This is a genomic window from Thalassospira sp. (assembly GCF_030690045.1).
Taxonomy (GTDB): domain Bacteria; phylum Pseudomonadota; class Alphaproteobacteria; order Rhodospirillales; family Thalassospiraceae; genus Thalassospira.
In genome coordinates, this window is record NZ_JAUYHK010000016.1 from 172,550 (window position 1) to 193,889 (window position 21,340).

Annotated in this window: 21 protein-coding genes; 7 read left to right on the top strand and 14 right to left on the bottom strand. The window is 56.9% G+C overall.

The annotated features are described in order from the left end of the window. Positions 1–226: 226 nt before the first annotated feature. Together Q8O73_RS12360 and Q8O73_RS12365 are read right to left on the bottom strand one after the other, a co-directional pair. Positions 227–1,531, bottom strand: coding sequence for an HlyD family type I secretion periplasmic adaptor subunit (locus Q8O73_RS12360; protein ID WP_305558470.1), 1,305 nt, complete (start codon positions 1,529–1,531; stop codon positions 227–229). Further along, positions 1,528–3,627 carry a type I secretion system permease/ATPase gene (locus Q8O73_RS12365; RefSeq protein ID WP_305558471.1) on the bottom strand — a complete coding sequence of 700 codons (2,100 nt, stop codon included), beginning with the start codon at positions 3,625–3,627 and terminating at the stop codon, positions 1,528–1,530. Before Q8O73_RS12365 ends, Q8O73_RS12360 begins: the two co-directional genes overlap by 4 nt. Before the next feature lie 423 nt (positions 3,628–4,050). On the opposite strand from Q8O73_RS12365, the gene Q8O73_RS12370 reads away from it, so the two are divergent. Both Q8O73_RS12370 and Q8O73_RS12375 read left to right on the top strand, forming a co-directional pair. After that, positions 4,051–4,917, top strand: coding sequence for a M48 family metalloprotease (locus Q8O73_RS12370; protein WP_305558472.1), 867 nt, complete (start codon positions 4,051–4,053; stop codon positions 4,915–4,917). Between the two features lie 111 nt (positions 4,918–5,028). After that, positions 5,029–5,721: a MarC family protein gene (locus Q8O73_RS12375; protein ID WP_305558473.1), complete on the top strand. Its 693-nt coding sequence runs from the start codon at positions 5,029–5,031 to the stop codon at positions 5,719–5,721. A 145-nt stretch (positions 5,722–5,866) separates the two neighbouring features. On the opposite strand, the gene Q8O73_RS12380 is transcribed toward Q8O73_RS12375, so the two are convergent. Next, positions 5,867–8,248 (bottom strand): transketolase, encoded by a 2,382-nt coding sequence (locus Q8O73_RS12380; RefSeq protein ID WP_305558474.1) that lies wholly within the window; start codon positions 8,246–8,248, stop codon positions 5,867–5,869. Between the two features lie 279 nt (positions 8,249–8,527). After that, entirely contained in the window at positions 8,528–9,745 is a 1,218-nt protein-coding gene (locus Q8O73_RS12385) for a methionine gamma-lyase (protein ID WP_305558475.1), read from the bottom strand. A 212-nt stretch (positions 9,746–9,957) separates the two neighbouring features. Here Q8O73_RS12385 and Q8O73_RS12390 point away from each other — a divergent pair, with 212 nt between their 5' ends. Then, positions 9,958–11,556: a sigma-54-dependent transcriptional regulator gene (locus tag Q8O73_RS12390; RefSeq protein ID WP_305558476.1), complete on the top strand. Its 1,599-nt coding sequence runs from the start codon at positions 9,958–9,960 to the stop codon at positions 11,554–11,556. 96 nt (positions 11,557–11,652) lie between these two features. Next, positions 11,653–12,435: a 3-hydroxybutyrate dehydrogenase gene (locus tag Q8O73_RS12395; protein ID WP_305558477.1), complete on the top strand. Its 783-nt coding sequence runs from the start codon at positions 11,653–11,655 to the stop codon at positions 12,433–12,435. Between the two features lie 16 nt (positions 12,436–12,451). On the opposite strand, the gene Q8O73_RS12400 is transcribed toward Q8O73_RS12395, so the two are convergent. Together Q8O73_RS12400 and Q8O73_RS12405 are read right to left on the bottom strand one after the other, a co-directional pair. Further along, positions 12,452–12,634, bottom strand: coding sequence for a DUF1508 domain-containing protein (locus Q8O73_RS12400; protein WP_305558478.1), 183 nt, complete (start codon positions 12,632–12,634; stop codon positions 12,452–12,454). 142 nt (positions 12,635–12,776) lie between these two features. Then, positions 12,777–13,652 carry a LysR family transcriptional regulator gene (locus tag Q8O73_RS12405; protein WP_305558479.1) on the bottom strand — a complete coding sequence of 292 codons (876 nt, stop codon included), beginning with the start codon at positions 13,650–13,652 and terminating at the stop codon, positions 12,777–12,779. Between the two features lie 104 nt (positions 13,653–13,756). Between Q8O73_RS12405 and Q8O73_RS12410 the strand changes: the two genes are divergently transcribed. Together Q8O73_RS12410 and fghA are read left to right on the top strand one after the other, a co-directional pair. Beyond that, positions 13,757–14,893 (top strand): S-(hydroxymethyl)glutathione dehydrogenase/class III alcohol dehydrogenase, encoded by a 1,137-nt coding sequence (locus tag Q8O73_RS12410; RefSeq protein ID WP_371135085.1) that lies wholly within the window; start codon positions 13,757–13,759, stop codon positions 14,891–14,893. A gap of 11 nt (positions 14,894–14,904) precedes the next feature. Next, complete coding sequence (fghA, locus tag Q8O73_RS12415) at positions 14,905–15,759, top strand: S-formylglutathione hydrolase (RefSeq protein ID WP_305558480.1); 855 nt, start codon at positions 14,905–14,907, stop codon at positions 15,757–15,759. A 25-nt stretch (positions 15,760–15,784) separates the two neighbouring features. Here fghA and Q8O73_RS12420 read toward each other — a convergent pair whose 3' ends face one another. From Q8O73_RS12420 to Q8O73_RS12430, 3 genes are all read right to left on the bottom strand, one after another. Continuing rightward, positions 15,785–16,387 carry an energy-coupling factor transporter transmembrane protein EcfT gene (locus Q8O73_RS12420; protein WP_305558481.1) on the bottom strand — a complete coding sequence of 201 codons (603 nt, stop codon included), beginning with the start codon at positions 16,385–16,387 and terminating at the stop codon, positions 15,785–15,787. Further along, positions 16,384–17,058, bottom strand: a complete 675-nt coding sequence (locus Q8O73_RS12425) for an energy-coupling factor ABC transporter ATP-binding protein (RefSeq protein ID WP_305558482.1) — start codon at positions 17,056–17,058, stop codon at positions 16,384–16,386. The genes Q8O73_RS12420 and Q8O73_RS12425 overlap by 4 nt, the downstream gene beginning before the upstream one ends. Positions 17,059–17,121: 63 nt before the next feature. Then, a complete protein-coding gene (locus tag Q8O73_RS12430) occupies positions 17,122–17,667 on the bottom strand; it encodes a biotin transporter BioY (protein WP_305558483.1) in 546 nt (181 codons plus the stop codon). 43 nt (positions 17,668–17,710) lie between these two features. Between Q8O73_RS12430 and Q8O73_RS12435 the strand changes: the two genes are divergently transcribed. Further along, positions 17,711–17,959 (top strand): hypothetical protein, encoded by a 249-nt coding sequence (locus tag Q8O73_RS12435; protein WP_305558484.1) that lies wholly within the window; start codon positions 17,711–17,713, stop codon positions 17,957–17,959. A gap of 560 nt (positions 17,960–18,519) precedes the next feature. Here the strand turns inward: Q8O73_RS12435 and Q8O73_RS12440 are convergent. From Q8O73_RS12440 to Q8O73_RS12460, 5 genes are all read right to left on the bottom strand, one after another. After that, the gene (locus tag Q8O73_RS12440) at positions 18,520–18,879 is read right to left on the bottom strand and encodes a helix-turn-helix transcriptional regulator (protein ID WP_305558485.1); all 360 of its coding nucleotides are present in this window, start codon (positions 18,877–18,879) and stop codon (positions 18,520–18,522) included. Next, entirely contained in the window at positions 18,866–19,306 is a 441-nt protein-coding gene (locus Q8O73_RS12445; protein ID WP_305558486.1) for an SRPBCC family protein, read from the bottom strand. Before Q8O73_RS12445 ends, Q8O73_RS12440 begins: the two co-directional genes overlap by 14 nt. Before the next feature lie 156 nt (positions 19,307–19,462). Further along, positions 19,463–20,080, bottom strand: a complete 618-nt coding sequence (ureG, locus tag Q8O73_RS12450) for an urease accessory protein UreG (protein WP_305558487.1) — start codon at positions 20,078–20,080, stop codon at positions 19,463–19,465. Beyond that, positions 20,077–20,781, bottom strand: a complete 705-nt coding sequence (locus Q8O73_RS12455; RefSeq protein ID WP_305558488.1) for an urease accessory protein UreF — start codon at positions 20,779–20,781, stop codon at positions 20,077–20,079. The genes ureG and Q8O73_RS12455 overlap by 4 nt, the downstream gene beginning before the upstream one ends. Beyond that, the gene (locus tag Q8O73_RS12460; protein ID WP_305558489.1) at positions 20,771–21,328 is read right to left on the bottom strand and encodes an urease accessory protein UreE; all 558 of its coding nucleotides are present in this window, start codon (positions 21,326–21,328) and stop codon (positions 20,771–20,773) included. Before Q8O73_RS12460 ends, Q8O73_RS12455 begins: the two co-directional genes overlap by 11 nt. Between the last annotated feature and the right edge of the window lie 12 nt (positions 21,329–21,340).

Here is a 21,340-nt window from a genome sequence, read left to right on the forward strand (position 1 = left end):
ACATGGGATTTAAGAGATATGCCGGATGGGCGTATGTTTCCGCCCAAAATCTAATATACAACCGTATAGAATCACTTTTTCAAAGATCGCCCAATAATCGACGAAAAACAACCGTTTTTTGGCTATTTCTGTGATTTAAGAGCAGATTACGGGAGATAGTTTGATTTTGTCAGGATTTGTCAGATTGTATAGGATCGAATAGCGTCCTATACGTTATTAAATTCAATCACTGTTCGCGAAATGCGCGATCAAAGCTCTCGGTAATCGGAGCAAACAGATAGGAAAGAATCGTTCTCGCTCCGGTGACGATTTCCAACTGCGCCGCCATGCCAGGATAAAGCGCCATGCCTTCATGTTCAGCAAGGTTTTCGGCATCAATTTCAACCATCGCCTGAAAATAGGCCCGCCCGTCAGGGTCAGTCAAACGGTCCGGGGACACATCCATCACCACCCCCTTGACCGGCGCAAACCAGCGCTGGCTAAAAGCGGTAATGCGGATATTTACACTTAAACCCGGCACCACCACATCAATGTCATTGGGCGAGATGCGCCCCTCAATCACCAGACGGTCATCAAAGGGAATGATATCAAGAATTTGCGCACCAGGCGGAATCACCCCACCCACGGTGGTGAATTGCAGATTGGTCACCGTTCCTTCACGGGGCGCACGAATTACGGATCGATCCAACACATCACGTGCCGAACGCAACCGTTCCGTCAAATCCGACAATTCTGCCTGAATGTCGCGCAATTCGGTGTTGATTTGCTGCAAGTGGTCGCGCAGCAACTGTGCCTGACCGGCCCGGACCTGTTGAATTTGCTGTTCGGTGCGGGCGATGTCGCTGGCAAAACGGCCAATATTGCCCAAAACCTCTACCAAACGGCTTTCCAGCGACAGCAAGCGCGTCCGCCGTTCATATCCCAGATCGACCATTGGTTTGACCATCGCCAGTTCTTCCTTGACAATGCCCACCTGTTGTTCGGCGGCGGTTTTTTGTTCACGAATGCCGATAATTTCGCGGCGCTGTTCCTTTATTTGCTCGTCATACAGGGCTAATTCGCCGTGAAAGGCCTTGGTGCGGCTTTGAAACAGCTCGGTTTGCGCCGTCACAATATCGCGATGCAATGGATCATCCAGAATTGCGGGCAATTGCAACATATCATCGCCATTGCGTTCGGCCATCAGCCGTGCCTGGGTAGCTATCGCATTCAGATGGCGCTTGGACAATAATTCATAGGTCGCGCTGGCCCGGGTTTCATCCAGCAGGATCAGGGATTCGTTTGCCGTAACCCTTGCGCCGTTGCGCACCAGAACTGCGCGAATGATTCCGCCTTCAAGATGCTGGATGGTTTGCCGCCCCGAAAACGGCGCAACCACGCCAGTTGCGGTTGCCGCCGAATTGACCCGCGCCGTCGCCGCCCACACAAAAATCGACCCGAAACCAATAATCAGAATCAACAGGCCCAGCCGCACCAGCGGCCTGACATCGGTATCAAGCACCCGTGTTTCGGGAAGTTGCACACCGTTCATGCGCCGCCCCCGCGTCGTCGCCCCGAACCTTCCACCACCCGCAATTCCGGTTTTTGTCCGGGTTTTGGACGTGGCGGCGTCACAATTGGCGGTTCTGGCGGTGTGCGGGTTGCTTCGCGCACGGTTTTGCGCTGGCTCAGCTTTGTGCCTGCACTTGCGGCTTTTTTACCCTGACGTTCCGGATCGACCGGGCGCATGGTCATCATGGTGCCACCCGGCGTTGAACGGGGTGCCGTTTTCACCGCATCCGCAGGGGCCGCGGGCTTCTGTTCGGAGTGCGCAGCAACCGCCCGATTGGGAACAGTAATCTTTTTCGGGGTGATACGCATTTGCCCGTCAGCTGTTCCGGCGGCGTTTCCCGTCGCTGCCTGTGGCATATCGGGCTGCGCTGCCGGGCCGGAGGATGCCTGCAAATCGGCCCCGCGTACCGGCACCACCTGAATCTGACCATTGGCCATCGCAATGATGGCATCGGTGCGTGTCAGAACAGCGCGTTCGTGACTGACGATAAAGGTGGTGATCCCGGCTCGGCGGACAATTTCCAGCAAGACCGCCATCTGCTTCACACCGCCATCATCAAGGGCGGTTGTCGGTTCATCAAGCAACAACAAACGCGGGCGGCCATACAGGGCCGCGGCCAGCGCAATCAGTTGGCGTTGACCGCCAGACAGATTGCTGCCACCGCGATCCAGCCGCGTTTCATACCCATCGGCCAGATCGAGAATGAATTTATGCGCCCCGGCCAGTTCGGCCGCCTGCACGATATCCTTCATCCCGGCATTACCCAGCCGGGCGATGTTTTCCGCAATGGTACCGGGAAACAGAAACGGATTTTGCGCCAGATAACCAATCTGCGGTCCGATCAGGGCGCGATCCAGCTTTGATGCCTCAACCTCGTCCAGCTTGACCGATCCTGACCCCGGCGACCATATGCCAATAATCAGTTTCAACAGGGCCGTTTTACCAACACCGTTAAACCCGGCAATGCCAATCACCTGCCCCGGCCCGACCTTGAAGGAAAATCCCTTGAACAACACATTCCGGCTGTTGGGCGGGGCAAAAACCAGACGATCCACCGTCACCGCCATGCCCTGCGGCAACTGGCGCGGGACAGCACGTTGCGGATTTTTTTCCAGTAAAATACGGTTCAGGCGTTCAAACGAATTGCGCGCCGCCGACCATGACCGCCACGCCCCCACCGCCCCGTCAAACGGGGCCAGGCCGCGCATACCCAAAATCATCGAGGCCACCATGATGCCAATCGTAATGCTTTCGGTCAGCACCAGATAGGCACCGGTGCCGATAAAGGCGACCTGCATGGCGAGGCGGACAAAATGCGACAGGGTGGTCGATGTGCCGACACGGCGACTGGCCTGTGATTCCCAGTAAAGCGAGTCGGATTGTTCTGCCTGCCAGCGTTGCCGGGCAGCACTGGTCATGCCCATGGCTTCCATCGCCTCGGCATTGCGCACATAGGTTTCTTCTTGCGCCATGCCGCGATTATGGGATTCCTCGGACCGGTCAACCGAAATCTTTGCCGAGGCTTCGTTAACAAAGGCAATCAGGATCAGGATGACCGCCCCCGCACAGGCCACCATCCCCAATCGCCAGTCAAAGATGAAAACAACACCGATATAAACCGGCGCCCACAAAAAATCGATCAGGGCAAACGGCCCCGATCCGGTCAGAAACCCGCGCAAACCATACAAATCGCGCAAGGGACGTTGCCGGTTTGGAACCCCGCGTGAGGCATTAAAGACAACATGGGCAAACAGATCGCCGCCCAACTGTGTATCGAGCGCCGTGCCGATACGGATCAGCACGCGGGAGCGCAACTGCTCCATCGCGGCGATAAACAGCAATACAATACCGATCCCCGCCGTCAGCAACGCCAGCGTATCGACGCTGCGGCTGGACAGCACCCGGTCAAACACCTGCATCGAATAAATCGGGATAACCATATTCAGGAAATTGATCACCATGCTGAACCCGCCGACAATAGCGATCGAGCGCCAGAACAACCGTTCCAGCGGTGTGCGATCTCCCTCGCGGTCCTGCATCTTTTGTGCAGGCCGGATTTTGCCAAGCAAGGCCATACCGGTCCTTATCCCCGGCGCGGCATTCGCCGCGCCCTTACCCCATAGCGAACAGGCCCGTTGCAAACACAGGCCACGGGCCACCCTATCCAGTTGGACTATTCTAGGAGAACCTATAAGGATGCGTTAACGAAATCAGACTCTTCGATCCCATACCACCCGGCAGAAAACCTTCGGCACATCCCGCCCTGCATCCCGCAACACCCCGTACATCCGCCGTTTTCCGCCATCCAGCCCTGCATCATGGCTGCGCATCCATGCGATTTCACCAGTGACCACTATTCCAAACCCGCAAGGCTGCGCCATCCCCCATCCTCCAGGATATCGCACCGAATCCGCTACAAAGCCTTGCCCGCCCTGATGATCCTTTCTACATTCCGGACAGGGTATAATCGCCCCCATAACAGAAAGGCCGACCAACCGATGCAGCAACTTTCCGGCTTTTTGCAGCGTTTCCTCGCCCTCAGCCCCGGCAGCATATCGCATACCATCCCGCTTTTGGCTTGCATGACCGGTACGCTTGTTGGCTGCGCCTGGCTTCTGGGCGGGGTATCGATGATGATATCCGCCTTGCTTGCCGTGTTGTTGATGCTGGGTCTCAGCCCGATGATCTCGCCGCAATTCCTGATGAAGCTGTTGCGTGCCCGGCCTTTGGACGCGGTGCGGTTTCCCGCCGTGTTTGAAATGGCCGGATTGTTGGCCGAACGGGCGGGGCTGGGTTATCGCCCGCATCTGTTTTTGCTGCCGGGCAAGGGGGTGAATGCGATTACCACCGGCACCGATCAGGATACCACCATCGCCCTGTCGTCGGATGCGGTTCACAGCCTTTCCCCCCGGCAATTGCGCGCCGTTCTGGCCCATGAAATCGCCCACGCATGGCACAGCGACACCCGCATTTTAATGATGACCGATGTCTTGCACCGGGCGACGTGGACCCTGGCGATCTTCGGACTTTTGATGTTCATGTTCAGCGATGCCAACCCGCCAATCTGGATGGTGTTACTATTCGGGGCCAGCCCATCGATCAGTTTTCTGTTCCAGCGTGCCGTAATCCGCGACCGCGAATTTGCCGCCGATCATGGAGCCAGCGACCTTTTGGGCGGCCCTGAAGACATGATTGACGCCCTGCTGCATATCGACCAGATCAACCGCCGCACGCTGCGCCTGCTGCCTTATCGCAGCACCCAACCGCCCTCGCTGTTTGATACCCACCCATCGGTCAGTGCGCGGATCGCGGCGCTCAAGGCCCTGAAACCCCATATTTGGCAGGGGTTTTTCACCCGCCCCTGATACCCGCCCAAACGCCTTGCCGATATTGCAAGATGCACAACCGATGCCGGGGCGCTATGGTAGCGCCTGCGCGAATGATATTCCCTGACATCTTGCCTCAAAGGATGCCCCATGCCGACCCTTGCCATGCTCAGCGAACTGATCCCGGTTTTTGTCACATTGTTTGTGATTGTCGATCCGCTGGGGCTGGTGCCGGTTTTTATCGTCCTCACACAAGGCACAACGGCGGCCCATCGCCGCCGCATGGCAATTCGCGCCACAGTTACCAGTTTTCTGATCCTTGCGGCCTTTGCGCTGATTGGTGAAAGCCTTTTGGGGATTTTCGGCATTCATATGCCTGCCTTTCGCATCGCGGGTGGCACATTGCTGTTTTTGATTGCACTGGAAATGCTGTTTGAACGGCGCGGCAAAAAACGCAATGAACGCGCCGAACAGGTTCATCAGGAACTTGAAAGCGACCATGCGACCGAACCGGCGGGCCAGCCCGCAGCAAAAACCGAAGACGACCCCGAAGATATTTCGATTTTTCCGATGTCGATCCCGTTTCTGTCCGGACCGGGGTCGATTGCCACGGTTATGCTTCTGATGGGGAAATATGAAGGCAGTGTCGTCATGCAGATCGGCGTGATTGGCGTCGTCGCCCTAGTGATGATCACCGCCCTTGTGATGTTTTTACTGTCAAACCTTGTTGCCAAACGCCTCAGCCCCACCGTCGCCACGGTCATTTCCCGACTGCTTGGCATGATTCTGGCCGCCCTTGCGGTGCAGTTTATCATTGACGGGATCAAGCAGGCATTTTTCTGAAACATCCCGACCCCAAAACTCCTATAATCAGAGCTATCACCACTACGAATCTGATTGGTATCGAGACGAAGCTTTTAAAAACAAACAAATAAGAACGGGATGTGTTTTCACACATCCCGTTTTTCAATTGCCTCAGCAGATTACATTAATCCCACCGCCGCGCTGCCCTTATGATGGCATCGGCGTCAATCTGGTAATGATGATACAGATCTATGCTGTCACCACACTGGCCAAAGGCGTTGACACCCAGCGGGGCCACCGCATGACCGCGCACCGACCCCAGCCACGCAAGGGCCGCCGGGTGGCCGTCAATCACGGTGATCAGGCGGGCGTCTTTCGCCAGCGGTTTCAGCAAATCCTCGACATGGGCCATACGGCCATCGGATTTGCCCGCAAGGCGGGCGCGTTCCATATCTTGCCATTCGTTATAAAGCCGGTCGGTTGATGTAACGGCCAAAAGGCCCAGACCGGAATGATCATCCTGCAATTTCTCCCAAGCGGTCAGGGCATCAGGCGTCATCGCCCCACACACAGCAATCGCCATTTTGCAAGCATCCCCCGGTTCGCGCAGCCAGTAACCACCGCGCACAATCGCCGAGCGGGTGGCAGCATCCAGCACGCGGTCGGGCTGCGTTACCGGCTTGGTGGACAGGCGCAAATAAACCGATCCACCGTCCGGATCCTGCATATGATCAAACGACCACCCCATAATTTCCGCCAGTTCATCGCCATAGCCGGGTTCAAAACTGGTCAGGCCCGGCTGCCCCATGCCGATCATCGGGGTGGAAATGGATTGATGCGCCCCGCCTTCGGGGGCAAGGGTGATGCCACTGGGCGTTGCCACCACCATAAAACGCGCATCCTGATAACAGGCATAATTCAACGCATCCAGACCGCGCGCAATAAACGGATCATATAGCGTGCCAATCGGAAAGAGCCGTTGCCCGAACAGGCTGTGCGACAGGCCAAGGGCGGCAAGATTCAAAAACAGATTGTTTTCGGCAATGCCCAGCTCCACATGCTGCCCGTCGGGCGAACGGATCCATTTTTGCGCCGAGGGCACCTTGCGATCACGAAATTCATCGGCAAGGTTTTCCCGCGCAAACAGCCCGCGCTGATTAACAAACCCGCCCAGATTGGTTGATACAGTGACATCGGGTGAGGTCGTGACAATCCGGTCTGCCAGCGCCTCCTTGGATTTCGCCAGTTCATTGAGGATTTTTCCAAACACTTCCTGCGTGCTGGCAACATCACTGCGCTGATAGGGCATGGCGGGAATGGTGATGACATCGGCCGGTTTGCCACGTGGCTTGCCGTCATTAAACGGGGCGGCATCGATATAGGCACGCAAATCGGCCTCATCCACATCCAGCCCGGCGGTGATATCCCATTCCGCCCCCTGGGCAATATTGTTGATCGCCCGGAAGGCTTCCATCTGTGGAATATTCATCAGGCCCGCATGATTGTCCTTATGCCCCTGCAATGGCAGGCCATAACCCTTGACCGTATAGGCGATAAACACCGTCGGTTTGTCATCGGGGACATTTTCAAAGGCATTCAGCACTGCCTCCATGCAATGCCCACCCAGATTGGTCATCAGATCATGCAGGGCATCATCGTCATAATCGCCCAGAAGGCTTGCCAGCGCATTATCGCCTTGCATATCGGTCAATATCTGTTTGCGCCATGCCGCCCCGCCCTGAAAGGTCAGGGCGGAATAAATGTCATTCGGCGCTTCGTTCAGCCATTTTTTAAGCGATTTCCCACCCGGCTTGCCAAAGGCGTCATGCAGCTTGCGGCCATATTTGATGGTGATAACGTTCCAGCCCACCGCCCGGAAAAACCGGCCAATCACCCGAAACAGATGGGCGTCAATCATGCCGTCAAGGCTTTGGCGGTTATAATCGATCACCCACCAGACATTGCGAATGTCATGTTTCCAGGTATCAAGCAACGCCTCGTAAATATTGCCTTCATCCAGTTCGGCATCGCCCACCAAGGCAACCATGCGTCCCGGAATTTCATCCTGTGGTAACATGTTTTTATAGCGCAGATAATCCTGTGTCAGGGCGGCAAAATTGGTGACCGCTGCCCCAAGGCCAACCGACCCGGTGGAAAAATCCACCATATCGCCATCCTTGGTCCGTGACGGATAGGATTGCGCCCCGCCAAATGACCTGAAATTTTCCAGTTTTTCGCGGCTTTGACGCCCAAAAAGATAGTTGATCGCGTGGAATACCGGCGATGCATGCGGCTTGACCGCAACCCGGTCTTGCGGACGCAGCACATTGAAATAAAGGGCCGTCATCAAAGTGGTCATCGACGCACAACTGGCCTGATGGCCACCAACTTTGATGCCATCACGTTTGGGCCGGATATGATTGGCGTTATGGATGGTCCAGCTTGCCAACCAGCGCACCTTGCGTTCCAGCGCGCCCAGCATTGCAAGGTCTTTGGCACTGGCCTTGCTGCCGGTCGTGCTTTCGATCATCTCGCCTTCGGTCGCTGTTGCTGTTTGTGCCGCCATAATCACTTTCTCCCGCTCAGGTCATATCCATGCGCGGCGGTTCTGCCCGCTGTTTGCGCATCGCAATTCGGTATTGATTTGCTGATTTTTATCGCGATTGCCGATCAATCAAGCGAAATGATCGTCTTTCGTAGCATCAGCGAAACTTTTGAAAAATCTTCGCTGGCGCGACGCAATTTCCGGTGATTTTGTCGAATGCGCCACCGCGCGCCAAATCACAAAAACCGGACAAAAATCCGGCGCGATTCGCCAATGCGACCGCGCCGGATATGGTTGTGGTTATTCTGCCGCCAGTTTCATCGCGCTATCGTCGAGTGCGTTTTCCAGATCGGCCAGAATATCGTCAATCGATTCCAGACCGGCTGAAATGCGGATCAGGCCATCGGTAATCTGATATTTTGCGCGTTCTTCGGCGCTATAGGTCGAATGGGTCATGCTGGCCGGATGCTGGATCAAGGTTTCGGCATCGCCAAGACTGACCGCACGGGTAATCAGTTTCAGGCCATTCATCAATTTGCGACCTTGCTCGATCCCGCCTTTCAGTTCAAAGGCAATCATGCCGCCAAACCGCGCCATCTGGCGTTTGGCAAGGTCATGTTGGGCAAAACTGGCAAGGCCGGGATAATAAACGCGGTCTATCTTCGGATGTGCTTCCAGAAACGCCGCGATTTTTTCAGCATTGTCGCAATGACGCTCCATCCGCAGTTCTAGCGTTTTAAGCCCGCGCAGCACCAGATTGGCATCCTGCGGCGACAAAACCGCCCCGGTCATGTCCTTGAGCCCGACCAGACGGATCGGTTCCAATTCTTCGGCCGATCCAACCACCGCACCGGCCATCAAATCGCCATGCCCGCCCAGATATTTGGTGGCCGAATGCACAACAATATCGGCCCCCTGTTCCAGCGGACGTTGCAAATACGGGGTGCAATAGGTGTTATCAACGACGACTTTCGCACCATGTTTGTGGGCGATTTCCGAAATGGCAGCAATATCGACCAGGCGCATATTGGGATTGGCCGGGGTTTCAAAATAAACCACCTTGGTTTTATCCGAAATCGCCGCTTCAAGATTTTTCGGATCGGTCAGATCGACATGCGTGTGTTTAACACCAAACCGTTCCAGCCCGTGGCGGAAAAACGCAAAGGTGCAGCCATAAAGGGTCCGATCAACAATCACCTCGTCGCCCGGTGAAATCAGCGTCCAGAAAACCGAAGTAATCGCCCCCATGCCCGATGCGGTGGCAATCGCCGCCTCGCCACCTTCCAGAACCGCAAGGCGGTCTTCCAGAAGGGCCAGTGTCGGATTGCCGATCCGCGAATAGATATAGCCCTTTTCCTCGCCCGCAAACATCCGCCCGCCCTGTTCTGCCGTATCAAAGGCAAAGGTCGAACTCATATAAACCGGCGGGTTCAGGGCACCATTATGGCTGGCGGGATCATAGCCATGATGAATGGCGCGGGTGGCAAAGCCGGTTTTGGCATTGTGCGAAATCGACATGAAAGGCACTCCCATTGATGATTGTTTCTATCCCCATCAACGCAAGAGCCATGCCATACAGAACAGCCTTGAAATTCAATGACTTGATAAATTGGCGCCGTAAACAATAATTTACGATTTCTTCCAAAATTCAGAATTGACCTGTTTCCTCTGGAAAACCGGGGTTTATTAACGTACAAATATCTTTACGTTGTAAATTTATCGTTACAGATATGCGTTTTGAAATTACCGGCGAAAACCGGGTGGGCATCACCCGCGATGTTGTTGATACCCTGACGGCACGGGGGCTGGATATCCGTGCCTTTGAGGTTACTACCCATCATATCTATGCCGATATTCCGGCCATTCGCCCGTCGCAATTTGACGATCTGGCCCATGTTTTGTTGCGCCTGCCCGGCATTCAGAATGTTCAGCCGATTGACCATCTGCCGACCGAACGCCGCCGGGCGCAATTGCACGCCACCCTGGCCGCCCTTGGCGATCCGGTTCTGGCGGTGGATGCCAACGGCCTGATTGCGCAGGCCAATCCGGCGGCACAAGACCTTGCCGGGCAAGGCGTACCGCTACGCGACCGGCCACTTGCCGATATTCTGGCCGATCCCGATATTGCCACCCTGCGCGAAGGCGGTTTTCATTTCCCCGAACGCGAAGTGGTACTGGGCGGGCAGACCTATCTGTTGCAGGTCGAACCGATTGGCCGGGTCGATGATCAGGGAGATGGCGAGGATGAGACTGCCCCGTGGGGCGGAGTTCTGGTGTTTCACCGGGCGGCACGGCTGGGCCGGGTGATGACCGCCCTTCAGGATCGCAGCGCCAATGATTTCGATAATATCATTGGTGACAGCCCCATCATGGCCCGCCTGAAATCACAGGCACGTCGGCAGGCGGCGATTGATGCGCCTTTAGTGATTCTGGGCGAAACCGGCACCGGCAAGGAATTATTCGCCCGCGCCTGCCATCAGGCCAGCGCGCGTGCCCGGCAACCTTTTCTCGCACTCAATTGCGCTGCCCTGCCCGAAGGACTGGCCGAAAGCGAATTGTTCGGCTACGCCGCCGGGGCCTTTACCAGTGCGCGGCGCGGCGGCAAGCCGGGCCTGCTGGAACTGGCCGATGGCGGCATGTTGTTTCTGGATGAAATCGGCGAATTATCGCCCTATTTGCAGGCAAAATTACTGCGCGTTTTGCAGGATGGCCGGTTTCGCCGGGTCGGCGGCACGGATGAAATCACCGTTGATGTCCGCCTGATCAGTGCAACTAACCGCGATCTTGAAGCCATGTCGCAGGATGGCCGGTTTCGCGAGGATTTGTATTTTCGCATCCATGTTCTGACGATCACCCTGCCGCCCCTGCGCGACCGGCGCGAAGACATTGCCGCTTTGGCCGATTACTTCATCAGCCGCATCGCCCGCCAGACCGAACGCGATGTGCCGGAAATATCCGATGATGCCCGCAAATGGTTGCGCGCCCACGACTGGCCGGGCAATGTTCGCGAACTGGAAAACACCCTGTTTCGCGCCGTTGCCCTGCTTGACGGCCCGGTTTTGCGCGCCCGTGATCTGGCCGACACCCTTGGCGTGAGCGGCCTGGTTTCCGATAACACCGCCACTTCTGCGCCCCCGCTCTTTAGTGACACCCTTCTTGATACCGCCCTGCGGCAAGACAGTCTGCCCACCGCCATGGACGGCATGGAAAAGGCATTGCTGAGCCGGCTTTACCCAGATTATCCCAGTTCGCGCAAACTGGCCGAACGGCTGGGCGTTTCGCATACCGCCATTGCCAACAAATTGCGCAAATATGGCATTGGGGGATAAGGTTCTGCCTCGCCGCCGCTTGCCTATGACATTGCGCTGCGGCATGATCGCGTTAAATCAAAAAGCAGCAACGCCGCATTCACAGGGAGAAACATCATGCTCAACGGCAAACGCGCACTTGTTACCGGCTCGACCAGCGGCATTGGCCTTGCGATGGCGCGTGCCCTTGCCGGGGCCGGGGCAGATGTGATGCTGAACGGATTTGGCGATGTAGATGTCATTGAAAAAACCCGTCAGGGCCTTGAGGGTGAATTTGGCGTCAAAGCCTTTTATAACGGTGCCGACCTGTGCAGACCCGACGAAATCGCGGCAATGATGGACGCCGCCGCCCAAAAACTGGGCGGGATTGATATCCTGATCAACAATGCCGGGATTCAGCACACCGCCCTGATCGAGGATTTCCCGACCGAAAAATGGGATGCGGTGATTGCCATCAATCTGACATCGGCCTTTCACACCACCCGCCTTGCCCTGCCTTATATGAAACAGCAAAACTGGGGCCGGATCATCAATACCGCATCCGCGCACGGGCTGGTTGCCTCGGTGCAAAAATCCGCCTATGTCGCGGCCAAACACGGCATTGTCGGCCTGACCAAGGTCACCGCCCTTGAAACCGCCGAAACCGGCATTACGGCGAATGCGATTTGCCCCGGCTGGGTCCGCACCGAACTGGTCGAACGCCAGATCGAAGCCAAGGCCAAAGAAGGTGGCATTTCCATCGAAGAAGCCGCAACCAATCTGGTATCGGACAAACACCCGTCCAAACAGTTCGTCGCCCCGGAACAGATCGGCCAGACAGCCCTGTTCCTGTGTTCGGACGCGGCCAGCCAGATGACCGGCACCACGCTTTCGGTAGATGGGGGCTGGACGGCGCAATAAGGTCCGGCGCAAACCGTCAAACAGGATTACATTTCATGCCATTGCGTTGCGCATTGGTAATGCAGTCCTTTTTGTGCGCATAGCCTTGCGTTGCGGCACCGACAATATTGCCATTCGATGCTGTCCGGCGCCACCGCCAGTCATCACCGCTTTTGTAAATTTCCCATTTGTCGCCATTGGAATCCTTGCAGCTTTCCATATCAGCCCTCCTGTCTGGAATTGGCGTGGTTGTGTGCTGCTCCAAGACGCTGTCAGGGCCATATTGTGATGAAACCGAAACCGGTGTTATTGCCCAAAATGCCCCTCAATATGCGCTGCGCACATATTTTATCGTCCTGACATTACCCCAAATAACGTCCCAGATACTCCACCAGCATCCTGATCTTGGGCGACAAGTGCCGGTTGGTGGGATACAGCGCCCAGATCCCCTCGTCATGGGGTTGAAATCGCGTGAGGATCGGCACCAGATCACCGCTGGCGATAAAGGGATCGACGTAATAATCGGGCAATTGCACAATACCGATCCCCTTGCGTGCCGCATCAAGCAGTGCCTGCCCGCTATTGGCCGTCAGATTGCCGTGAATGCGGATGGTGCGATCCCGCCCGTCTTCGCAAAAACGCCAGTAATCCAGCGTTCCTTGCAGGCAATTATGCCGGGCAAGTTCCGATAAGGAATGAGGTTCGCCGCGGGCCGCCAGATAGGCAGGTGACGCACAAGCATACAGTCTGCGGGTTGATAATTGTTGCGTCATCAACGATCCCGGCGTCGCATCAAGCTTGCCAAGCCGAATGGCGAGGTCATAACCCTCAAGGATCAGGTCGAGTTTCTGGTTGGTGAAATGGCATTGCACCTCCAGATCGGGATAAAGGGCGATAAAATCATTGAGCAAGGGGGCGATAATGGTTTCGCCATATGTTGTTGGCGCCGTAACTTTCAACCGCCCGCGCGGGGTATCCTGCAAGGAACTCAGCGCATTTTCGGCATCTTCGAGGCCGTCCAGCAACTGGCGGCAATGGCGGTAATAAATCTGTCCGGCCTCGGTCACGGTTACCTTGCGGGTGGTGCGATAAAACAATTGCGTCGCCAGCCGGTGTTCAAGGGCGGTGATCTGGCGGCTGACCTGGGCGATCGAAATGCCAAGCTGCCGGGCGGCCTTGGTGAAGCTTTGGCTTTCGACCACCGCAACAAATTCGCCAATGCCATCCCACGCCGTCATTATTACGCATCCGTAAAAGTCATTTTCCAAATGACAGGATTATCATTTGCGGGGAAATAAATACACTTTGATTCATATGATCATCACCCGTGGAGGACGACGCCATGACCGCCCAAACCATCACCTGCAAAGCCGCCATCGCCTGGGAAGCCGGTAAACCCCTGTCGATTGAAGAGGTTCAGGTTGCCCCGCCCAAGGCCGGGGAAGTGCGGGTGCGCATTGTCGCCACCGGTGTCTGCCACACCGATGCCTTTACCCTGTCGGGCGACGACCCGGAGGGGATTTTTCCCGCCATTCTGGGCCATGAAGGCGGCGGCGTTGTTGAGTCGATTGGCGAAGGGGTAACCAGCGTTGTGGTTGGCGATCATGTCATTCCGCTTTACACCCCGGAATGCGGCGAATGCAAATTCTGCAAATCGGGCAAAACCAATCTGTGCCAGAAAATCCGCGCCACACAGGGTAAGGGCCTGATGCCCGATGGCACCACGCGCTTTTCGCAAAATGGCAAGCCGATCTATCATTATATGGGCTGTTCGACCTTTTCGGAATACACGGTGTTGCCGGAAATCTCGTTGGCGAAAATCAACAAAACCGCCCCGCTGGAAGAAGTCTGCCTGCTGGGATGTGGTGTTACCACCGGCATGGGGGCAACCACCAATGCCGCCAAGGTCAAACCGGGTGATACGGTGGCGATTTTTGGTCTGGGCGGCATCGGGCTTTCGGCCATCATTGGCTGTCAGATGGCCGGGGCCGGGCGCATTCTGGCGATTGATATCAATGAAAAGAAATTCGATCTTGCCCAACAACTGGGTGCGACCGATGTGATCAATCCGCAGAAATTCGACAAACCGATCCAGGATGTGATTGTCGAGATGACCGATGGCGGCGTTGATTACAGCTTTGAATGTATCGGCAATGTCAACATCATGCGATCCGCCCTTGAATGTTGCCACAAGGGGTGGGGGGAATCCGTGATCATCGGTGTCGCCGGGGCCGGACAGGAAATTTCCACCCGCCCGTTTCAGCTGGTCACCGGGCGCGTCTGGCGCGGTACGGCCTTTGGCGGGGTCAAGGGCCGCTCGCAATTGCCCGATTATGTCGAACGGTATCTGGCCGGTGAGTTCAAACTTTCCGATTTCATCACCCACACTATGAAACTGGAAGACATCAACACCGCCTTTGATCTGATGCATGACGGCGAAAGCATTCGCAGCGTCGTGCATTACAATCCGGCCGCGTGAAGGAAACGGGCATGAGCATCGAAAACCTGTCGAGTAACAAAAGTTTCGACGGCTGGCACAAACAATACAGCCATCATTCCGATGTGCTGGGCTGTGACATGCGCTTTGCCATTTTTCTGCCGCCGCAGGCCGGAAAGGGCAAAAAAGTCCCGGTGATGTACTGGCTGTCTGGCCTGACCTGCACCGATGAAAATTTCATGCAAAAGGCCGGGGCATACCGCATTGCCGCCGAACTGGGCATGGCGATTGTCGCCCCGGATACCAGCCCGCGCGGCGATCATGTGCCCGATGATGAAAACGCCGCCTATGATTTTGGCAAGGGGGCGGGGTTTTATGTCAATGCCACGCAGGAACCGTGGTCGCGCCATTACCGCATGTATGATTACATCACCCTTGAACTGCCCGACCTGATCAAAAACCATTTCCCGGTCACGGATGACGCCGTGATTTCCGGCCATTCGATGGGCGGGCATGGGGCCCTGATGATCGCGCTGCGCAATCCCGGCATGTTCAAATCCGTCACCGCCTTTTCGCCGATCTCAAACCCCGTCAACTGCCCGTGGGGGCAAAAGGCGCTGGGCCGTTATCTGGGCGCGGATGTCACGGTTTGGAAAAACTGGGATTCATCGCATCTGATGGCGGCGGCCAGCCCGGATGGCTTTACCCCCGCCCTGGTCGATCAGGGTGATGAGGATGGCTTTTTGAAAGAGCAGCTTAAACCCGAAGCCCTGTTTGCCGCAGCGGCCAAATCGGGCTATCCGCTGAACCTGCGCATGCAGGAAGGCTATGATCACAGCTATTATTTTATCAGCAGCTTTATCGAGGATCATCTGCGCTTTCACGCCCGGCATCTGGGGCTGGCATAGCCCGTAGCAGAACCGGACGGGCGTGTCAGTCGGCATCAAAACTGCGCGCATCTATCGCATCAGCCACATCATCGGCCATTTTAAGGGTGCGGATGATCAGGGGCACGATCAGGGCAAGGATGGATTTATCAAGCCCCCTTGCCCGTTGCGCATCGCGGATTTCGGACGCCACCTGTGCAATCACCGGGATAAAGCGCAGCACCAGCGAGAAGGCCAGACTGACCTTTTGCGGGTTGACCCCCAACCGGCGCAAGGGCCCCATCGCCCGTTCAAGGGCGGCCAGCAGGGCCGATGTTTTGGTGGTGAGCGTTACCAGAGCCGCAAACAACACAATCGCCGCCAGCCGCAAAACCACCACCAGCCCGGCCTGCCAGTCATTCAACCAAAGCTGCACGGCAAAAAACAGAACCAGAAGCCAGATCATCGGTCTGGCCTGTACCCACAGGATATGCCAACCAAACCCCGACAGGGGATAGAGCACAAGAACCACCATCAAAACAGCGGCCAAAACCGGCCAGTCGGCAATCAGGAAAACCCCGGTGCCCAGAACCATCAACGCCAGAATCTTGCCCCCCGCCGCAACGCGGTGCAGGGCGGAATGCCCCGCGATATAAAGCCCGGCGATCACGCCATCATCCCGCGATAATGCGCAAGGGCATGGGCCGGAAGATCATCCATCACGATCCGGCCCCGATCAAACACCAGCACCCGGTCATAACCGGCAATCAGATCCAGATCATGGGACACGGTAATCACGGTTTGATCCAACCCGGCAATGGCGCGTTCCACCCGGTTGCGGTTGCGCAAATCCAGCAATGTGGTCGGTTCATCAAAAATGATATAGCGCGGGTCCATCACCAGCACGCCGGAAATCGCCAGAAGCTGTTTCTGCCCGCCGCTGAGCAAATGACTGGGATGGTTGCGAAAGGCGGTCATGTCATAGCGCGCCAGCATATCGTCTATCCGTCGGTCCACCTCATGCTGTGGCAGTTTCAGGGATTTCAGACCAAAGGCCAGGTCTTCGGCCACCACCGGATAGACAATCTGATTATCAGGGTTTTGAAAGACGAATCCGACATGACGGCGCAATTTGCGCCCGTCTTTGGCGGCATCAAAATCATCGACCCGCACCGTGCCGGTTGTGGCGGTTTGCAGACCATTGAGCAACCGGACAAAGGTGCTTTTACCCGATCCATTGGCCCCGACAATGCCAATCCGCCTTTCCGTCAATGTTACGGAAATAGCGTCAAGCACGCGACGCTGGTCGAATTGCACCGTTACATTTTCAAGCGTGATCATCGTTATCCGGCGATTTGCGGCGGGTAAGGGGCGCGATCTGAAAACCGCGCCCTATAGAAAAGCCTAGCGCGACCGGGAAATCAAGGGATAGGCGCGTTTCACCGCCAGACAGGCGATGGTGGCAATCGCCACCTTGATGCCATCGCCGATCAGGAACGGTGCCATCCCGACCGTGGCCTGCCAGTAACTGATTTTGACCACGGCGGCGACCCAGATATTGCCAATCGCATAATCGACAATCACCCCGCCAATCGCAATGGATGCCGCCGCAGTGACGACATTCAGCCGGTGCCAGAATTTTTCGATCAAAAACCCGATGACAAAGGCCGCCACAACCCAGCCAATGATAAAGCCGCCGGTCGCGCCGAAAAACACCCCGAATCCGCCGCGCCCGCCCGACAGCAACGGCAAACCGACCGCGACCAGCACCACAAACAGCAGGATCGCAAGCCCGCCGCGCCGGGCGCCCAGAATCGCCCCGGCCAGCATCGGCCCCAGCGATTGCGCGGTGACCGGAACGCCGACCGGCAGGGTGATCGGCGGAAACAGGCCCAGCACTGCCGTAACAGCAGCAAACAATGCGATATAGACGATATCTTTGGTGTTCATGTTCCGACCCCGATTTTATTTTTCTGCCCGGCCCCGAACCGGCATGGTGACGGCAGGGATAGCGGCAAAATCCCGCAACGCCAAGGAAAATAAAGCCCGCCACCGGCCTCTAGGGCGATCAGAAATAATTTCAGATTTCTTGAAAAAAGTTCTTGATTTGTTCTTTTTTCTGTGGCATAACAGAAAAATCAACGGGACAAATCCGCCCGGAGCGAAACCCGCAAGGCTTGATGCCTTGCGGGTTTTTGCGTTTGGGCCAGAGGAAAGAGGCGATGATGATGCAGCAATATAAAGACAGACAAGGCGGCAGGCGCACCCGCAGGATTATGACCGGCGGATGGAGGAGCCATTACGGGGGCATGATGCGGGTCCGCTAATCCGGCCATTTGTCAGGACGCCCGAATTGCGTCTTGTCGGTGGCAGGACCTGCCCGGAGGGTGTCCGACGTCATCGGGCAGCGTCCGGTCTTGCCGGGGGTGGCAGCAGCGAGCAGTGGGTCCGTTGCCGGGCCTGTTGGCGCGGCGGGCGGAGGCCCGAAGTTTGTCCGGGCTTCCGTGGCCCCGGCACCGACGGGGGCCGTGGGGGGCCGTCGCTTGCCATCCGACCGGCGAAAGCAGGGCTGGGTCCTGTGCGGGTTTGCCGGTGAGGCTGGCGACTGCCCGGATTCCGCGTTGTCGGCAAGGGTGGTTTTAGCTGGGGGCGTTGCCGTCGCCGCCCTAAAGGCGGAAGGTCATCTTGCGGCGGGTCCGGTTGGCGAAGGGACGAATGCCCGGAATCATCGGGCATCGTCGGAACCGGTGGACCGCATGAGGATCAACCGGCAGGTTTTCATTTTCAGAAACCTGTCATGGCCTAACGGCTATCGTCCTCGGCAAATGATTTGAGCCGCATCAGTGCAAAATCCCAACGACCGGCAACATGTTCGAGCCAGGCCCGCGCAAGGGCCAGACGGTCCGGGCAAAAGACATACCGGCTTTCGCGACCAACCTTGTGACTTTCAACCAGACCCGCTGTTTCCAAAACATGGAGATGCTTGGTAACGGCCTGCCGGGTCATGTCGGCATCGTCGGAAAGAACGGCAATCGACCGGGCCTGTCCATCCGACAGGCGATCAAAGATTGCCAACCGGGTCGGATCGCCAAGAGCGGCAAAGATTTCCGCAAAGTCCGGATCTTTGCCTGCCCCGGAAAGACGGGTTTCAGTTTTCGACATGTTTCCTGATATTTTCCAACTGGAAGCCCCAGCCCTGTGTATTGGCCTGAAGGGCCGCTGCCATGCGGTGTGCCGGCAAATTGTCAAAGCCGGTTTCCCGAACGGTTACCTGCGTCATGCCGCCTTTTTCCTCAAGCCAGAATTCGACAAGTGTTTCGGGTTCCTTGCTGTAATCCTGCCCGGGATCAATCGCAAACGGGTGCCATGTATAGGCGAAATAAGCCGGTTCTTCCATTGCCTTGATGGTCGATTGCCATTTTACACCTTCGCAAATTGTAAGATCACCCGTCGAGGTTTCACCGGTTTTGAACGGGCCATCAATTCGCGCGCCGAACCATGTTCCGAATTCCTTGTGGTCTGTTAATGCCTGCCAGACGCGACTGCGTGATGCCTTGATCGTGATCTTTTTTTCAATTGTGTTTGTCATTTTATGCAACTCCTTTGTTGCATTTAACATGGCAGATGATTTTTGATTGAGCAACCAAAAAGTTGCATTTAATGTTTGGTGGCCCCAAAACAAACACCCGGCCCAATCCGGGCCGGGTGTCTGGTGCTCCCGTCATCTGCGTTCTGGTGCGTTAGATTACGCAGCAGATTGACAGAGCCCCCCTGTCTCGATGATGAATTTTTTCACGTCTTCGAGGCCGTCCATGGCCTTGAGATTGGTGAATAAAAAGGGCCGGTCGCCGCGCATTTTTTTGGCATCGCGGGCCATCACGCCAAGGTCGGCACCAACCAGCGGTGCCAGATCGGTTTTATTGATGATCAGCAAGTCAGACCGCGTAATGCCCGGCCCGCCCTTGCGCGGGATTTTGTCGCCTGCGGAAACGTCGATGACATAGATGGTGATGTCGGCCAGTTCCGGTGAAAAGGTTGCCGACAGGTTATCGCCGCCCGATTCAATGAAAATAGCCTCCAGCCCCGGATGCCGGGCCGTCATGTCCTCGACCGCGGCGAGATTGATCGACGCATCTTCGCGGATGGCGGTATGCGGACAGCCGCCGGTTTCGACCCCGGCAATGCGGTCGGCAGGCAACGCGCCCGAACGGGTCATAAATTCGGCATCCTCGCGGGTATAGATATCGTTGGTGATGGCCGCGATGTTGAAGTCATCGCGCATTGCCTTGCACAGACGTTCCAGAAGGGCGGTCTTGCCCGAGCCGACCGGCCCGCCAATCCCGATACGCAGGGGTGATGTCATGATCGGAACAACCTTGTATATTGCGTTTCATGTTTCATCGACGTCCAGTCGATCAGCGGCGCACAGGCCCCCAGATCGCCGTCGCCGGTCGTGATCGCCTGCGCACAGGCATCGGTGACGATGTGTTCAAGAGCGGCCAGCGCCATCAAACCATCGGTCTGACCCAGCGGCACCAGCCGCACCGCACTGGACACCAGATTGGCGGCCATCGCATGCAGATAGGCCGTCAGGGCATCGGCCAGCGGAATGCCCGCCTGTGCCGCCGCAATGGCAACCGCCACCGGATAGGACGGTTGCCGGTCATCGTCGCGCATGGCCTGTGCCCAACGCGACAGCACATCATCGCCCCAGACCTTTGCAACCGACGACACAAAGGCCCGCCCCTGTGCGGTGGTTTCCAGCGCCATTTCCGCCGTCCCGCGCCAGCAATCGGCCTGAATGCCGACCTGTACCAGACGGTCAAAATCACCCTGGCGGGCGGCATCCCATGCCTGCCGGAACAGGCCACCATCGACCCGCCCCGCGCCAAACAGCAGAACGCCTTCGACCCATGAGGTCAGGCTTTGGGTGTCGGACACCCGGCCATCTTCCACCGCATATTCCACGCCGTGGCTGTAGCTGTAGGCGCCGACCGGAAAGGACGGCCCCAACCATGTCATCAGACGCATCAGCCCCGCGGGGCCAAGGGGATCAGTGGTCATGCCCGCCCCCGGATGCGTGGGAGTGATCATGGTCGTCATGATCGTGATCGTCGAAATGGTCATGACCGTGACCATGACCATGCCCGTGACGCGATTCTGCCGCAGCAGCCTTGCCGTGATAGGCCCCGCGTTCCGGATCGAACGGGGCGATTTCGGCATCAACCACCCCGCCCAGACCGATCACCATTTCGCGCAGGACATGATCATCAATGATCCGCAACCGCCCGTCGCGCAGCACCTGCATCGGGGTATGGCGATTGCCGATATGCCAGGCAATGCGCGATGCCGCAACCGGTCCGGCACAGGTGATGGTCAGAACGTTTTCAGGCGCGGCAATGACGACAATCACCCCGCCATCATCCAGACGCAAGCGGTCGCCATCGCCCAGCCGTACCGCATGTGGCAGATCAAGCAGGAAGGCCTCGCCGGTATCATCGGTCAGGCGGATGCGCCGCCGGTGCCGGTCGGCAAAGGCCAGGGTGACGGTGCCACGGACTTCTGCCGGGCTGGCGTGTGATACGGCAATATGTTCAATGGCACGCCGCATGAAATTGTCCCT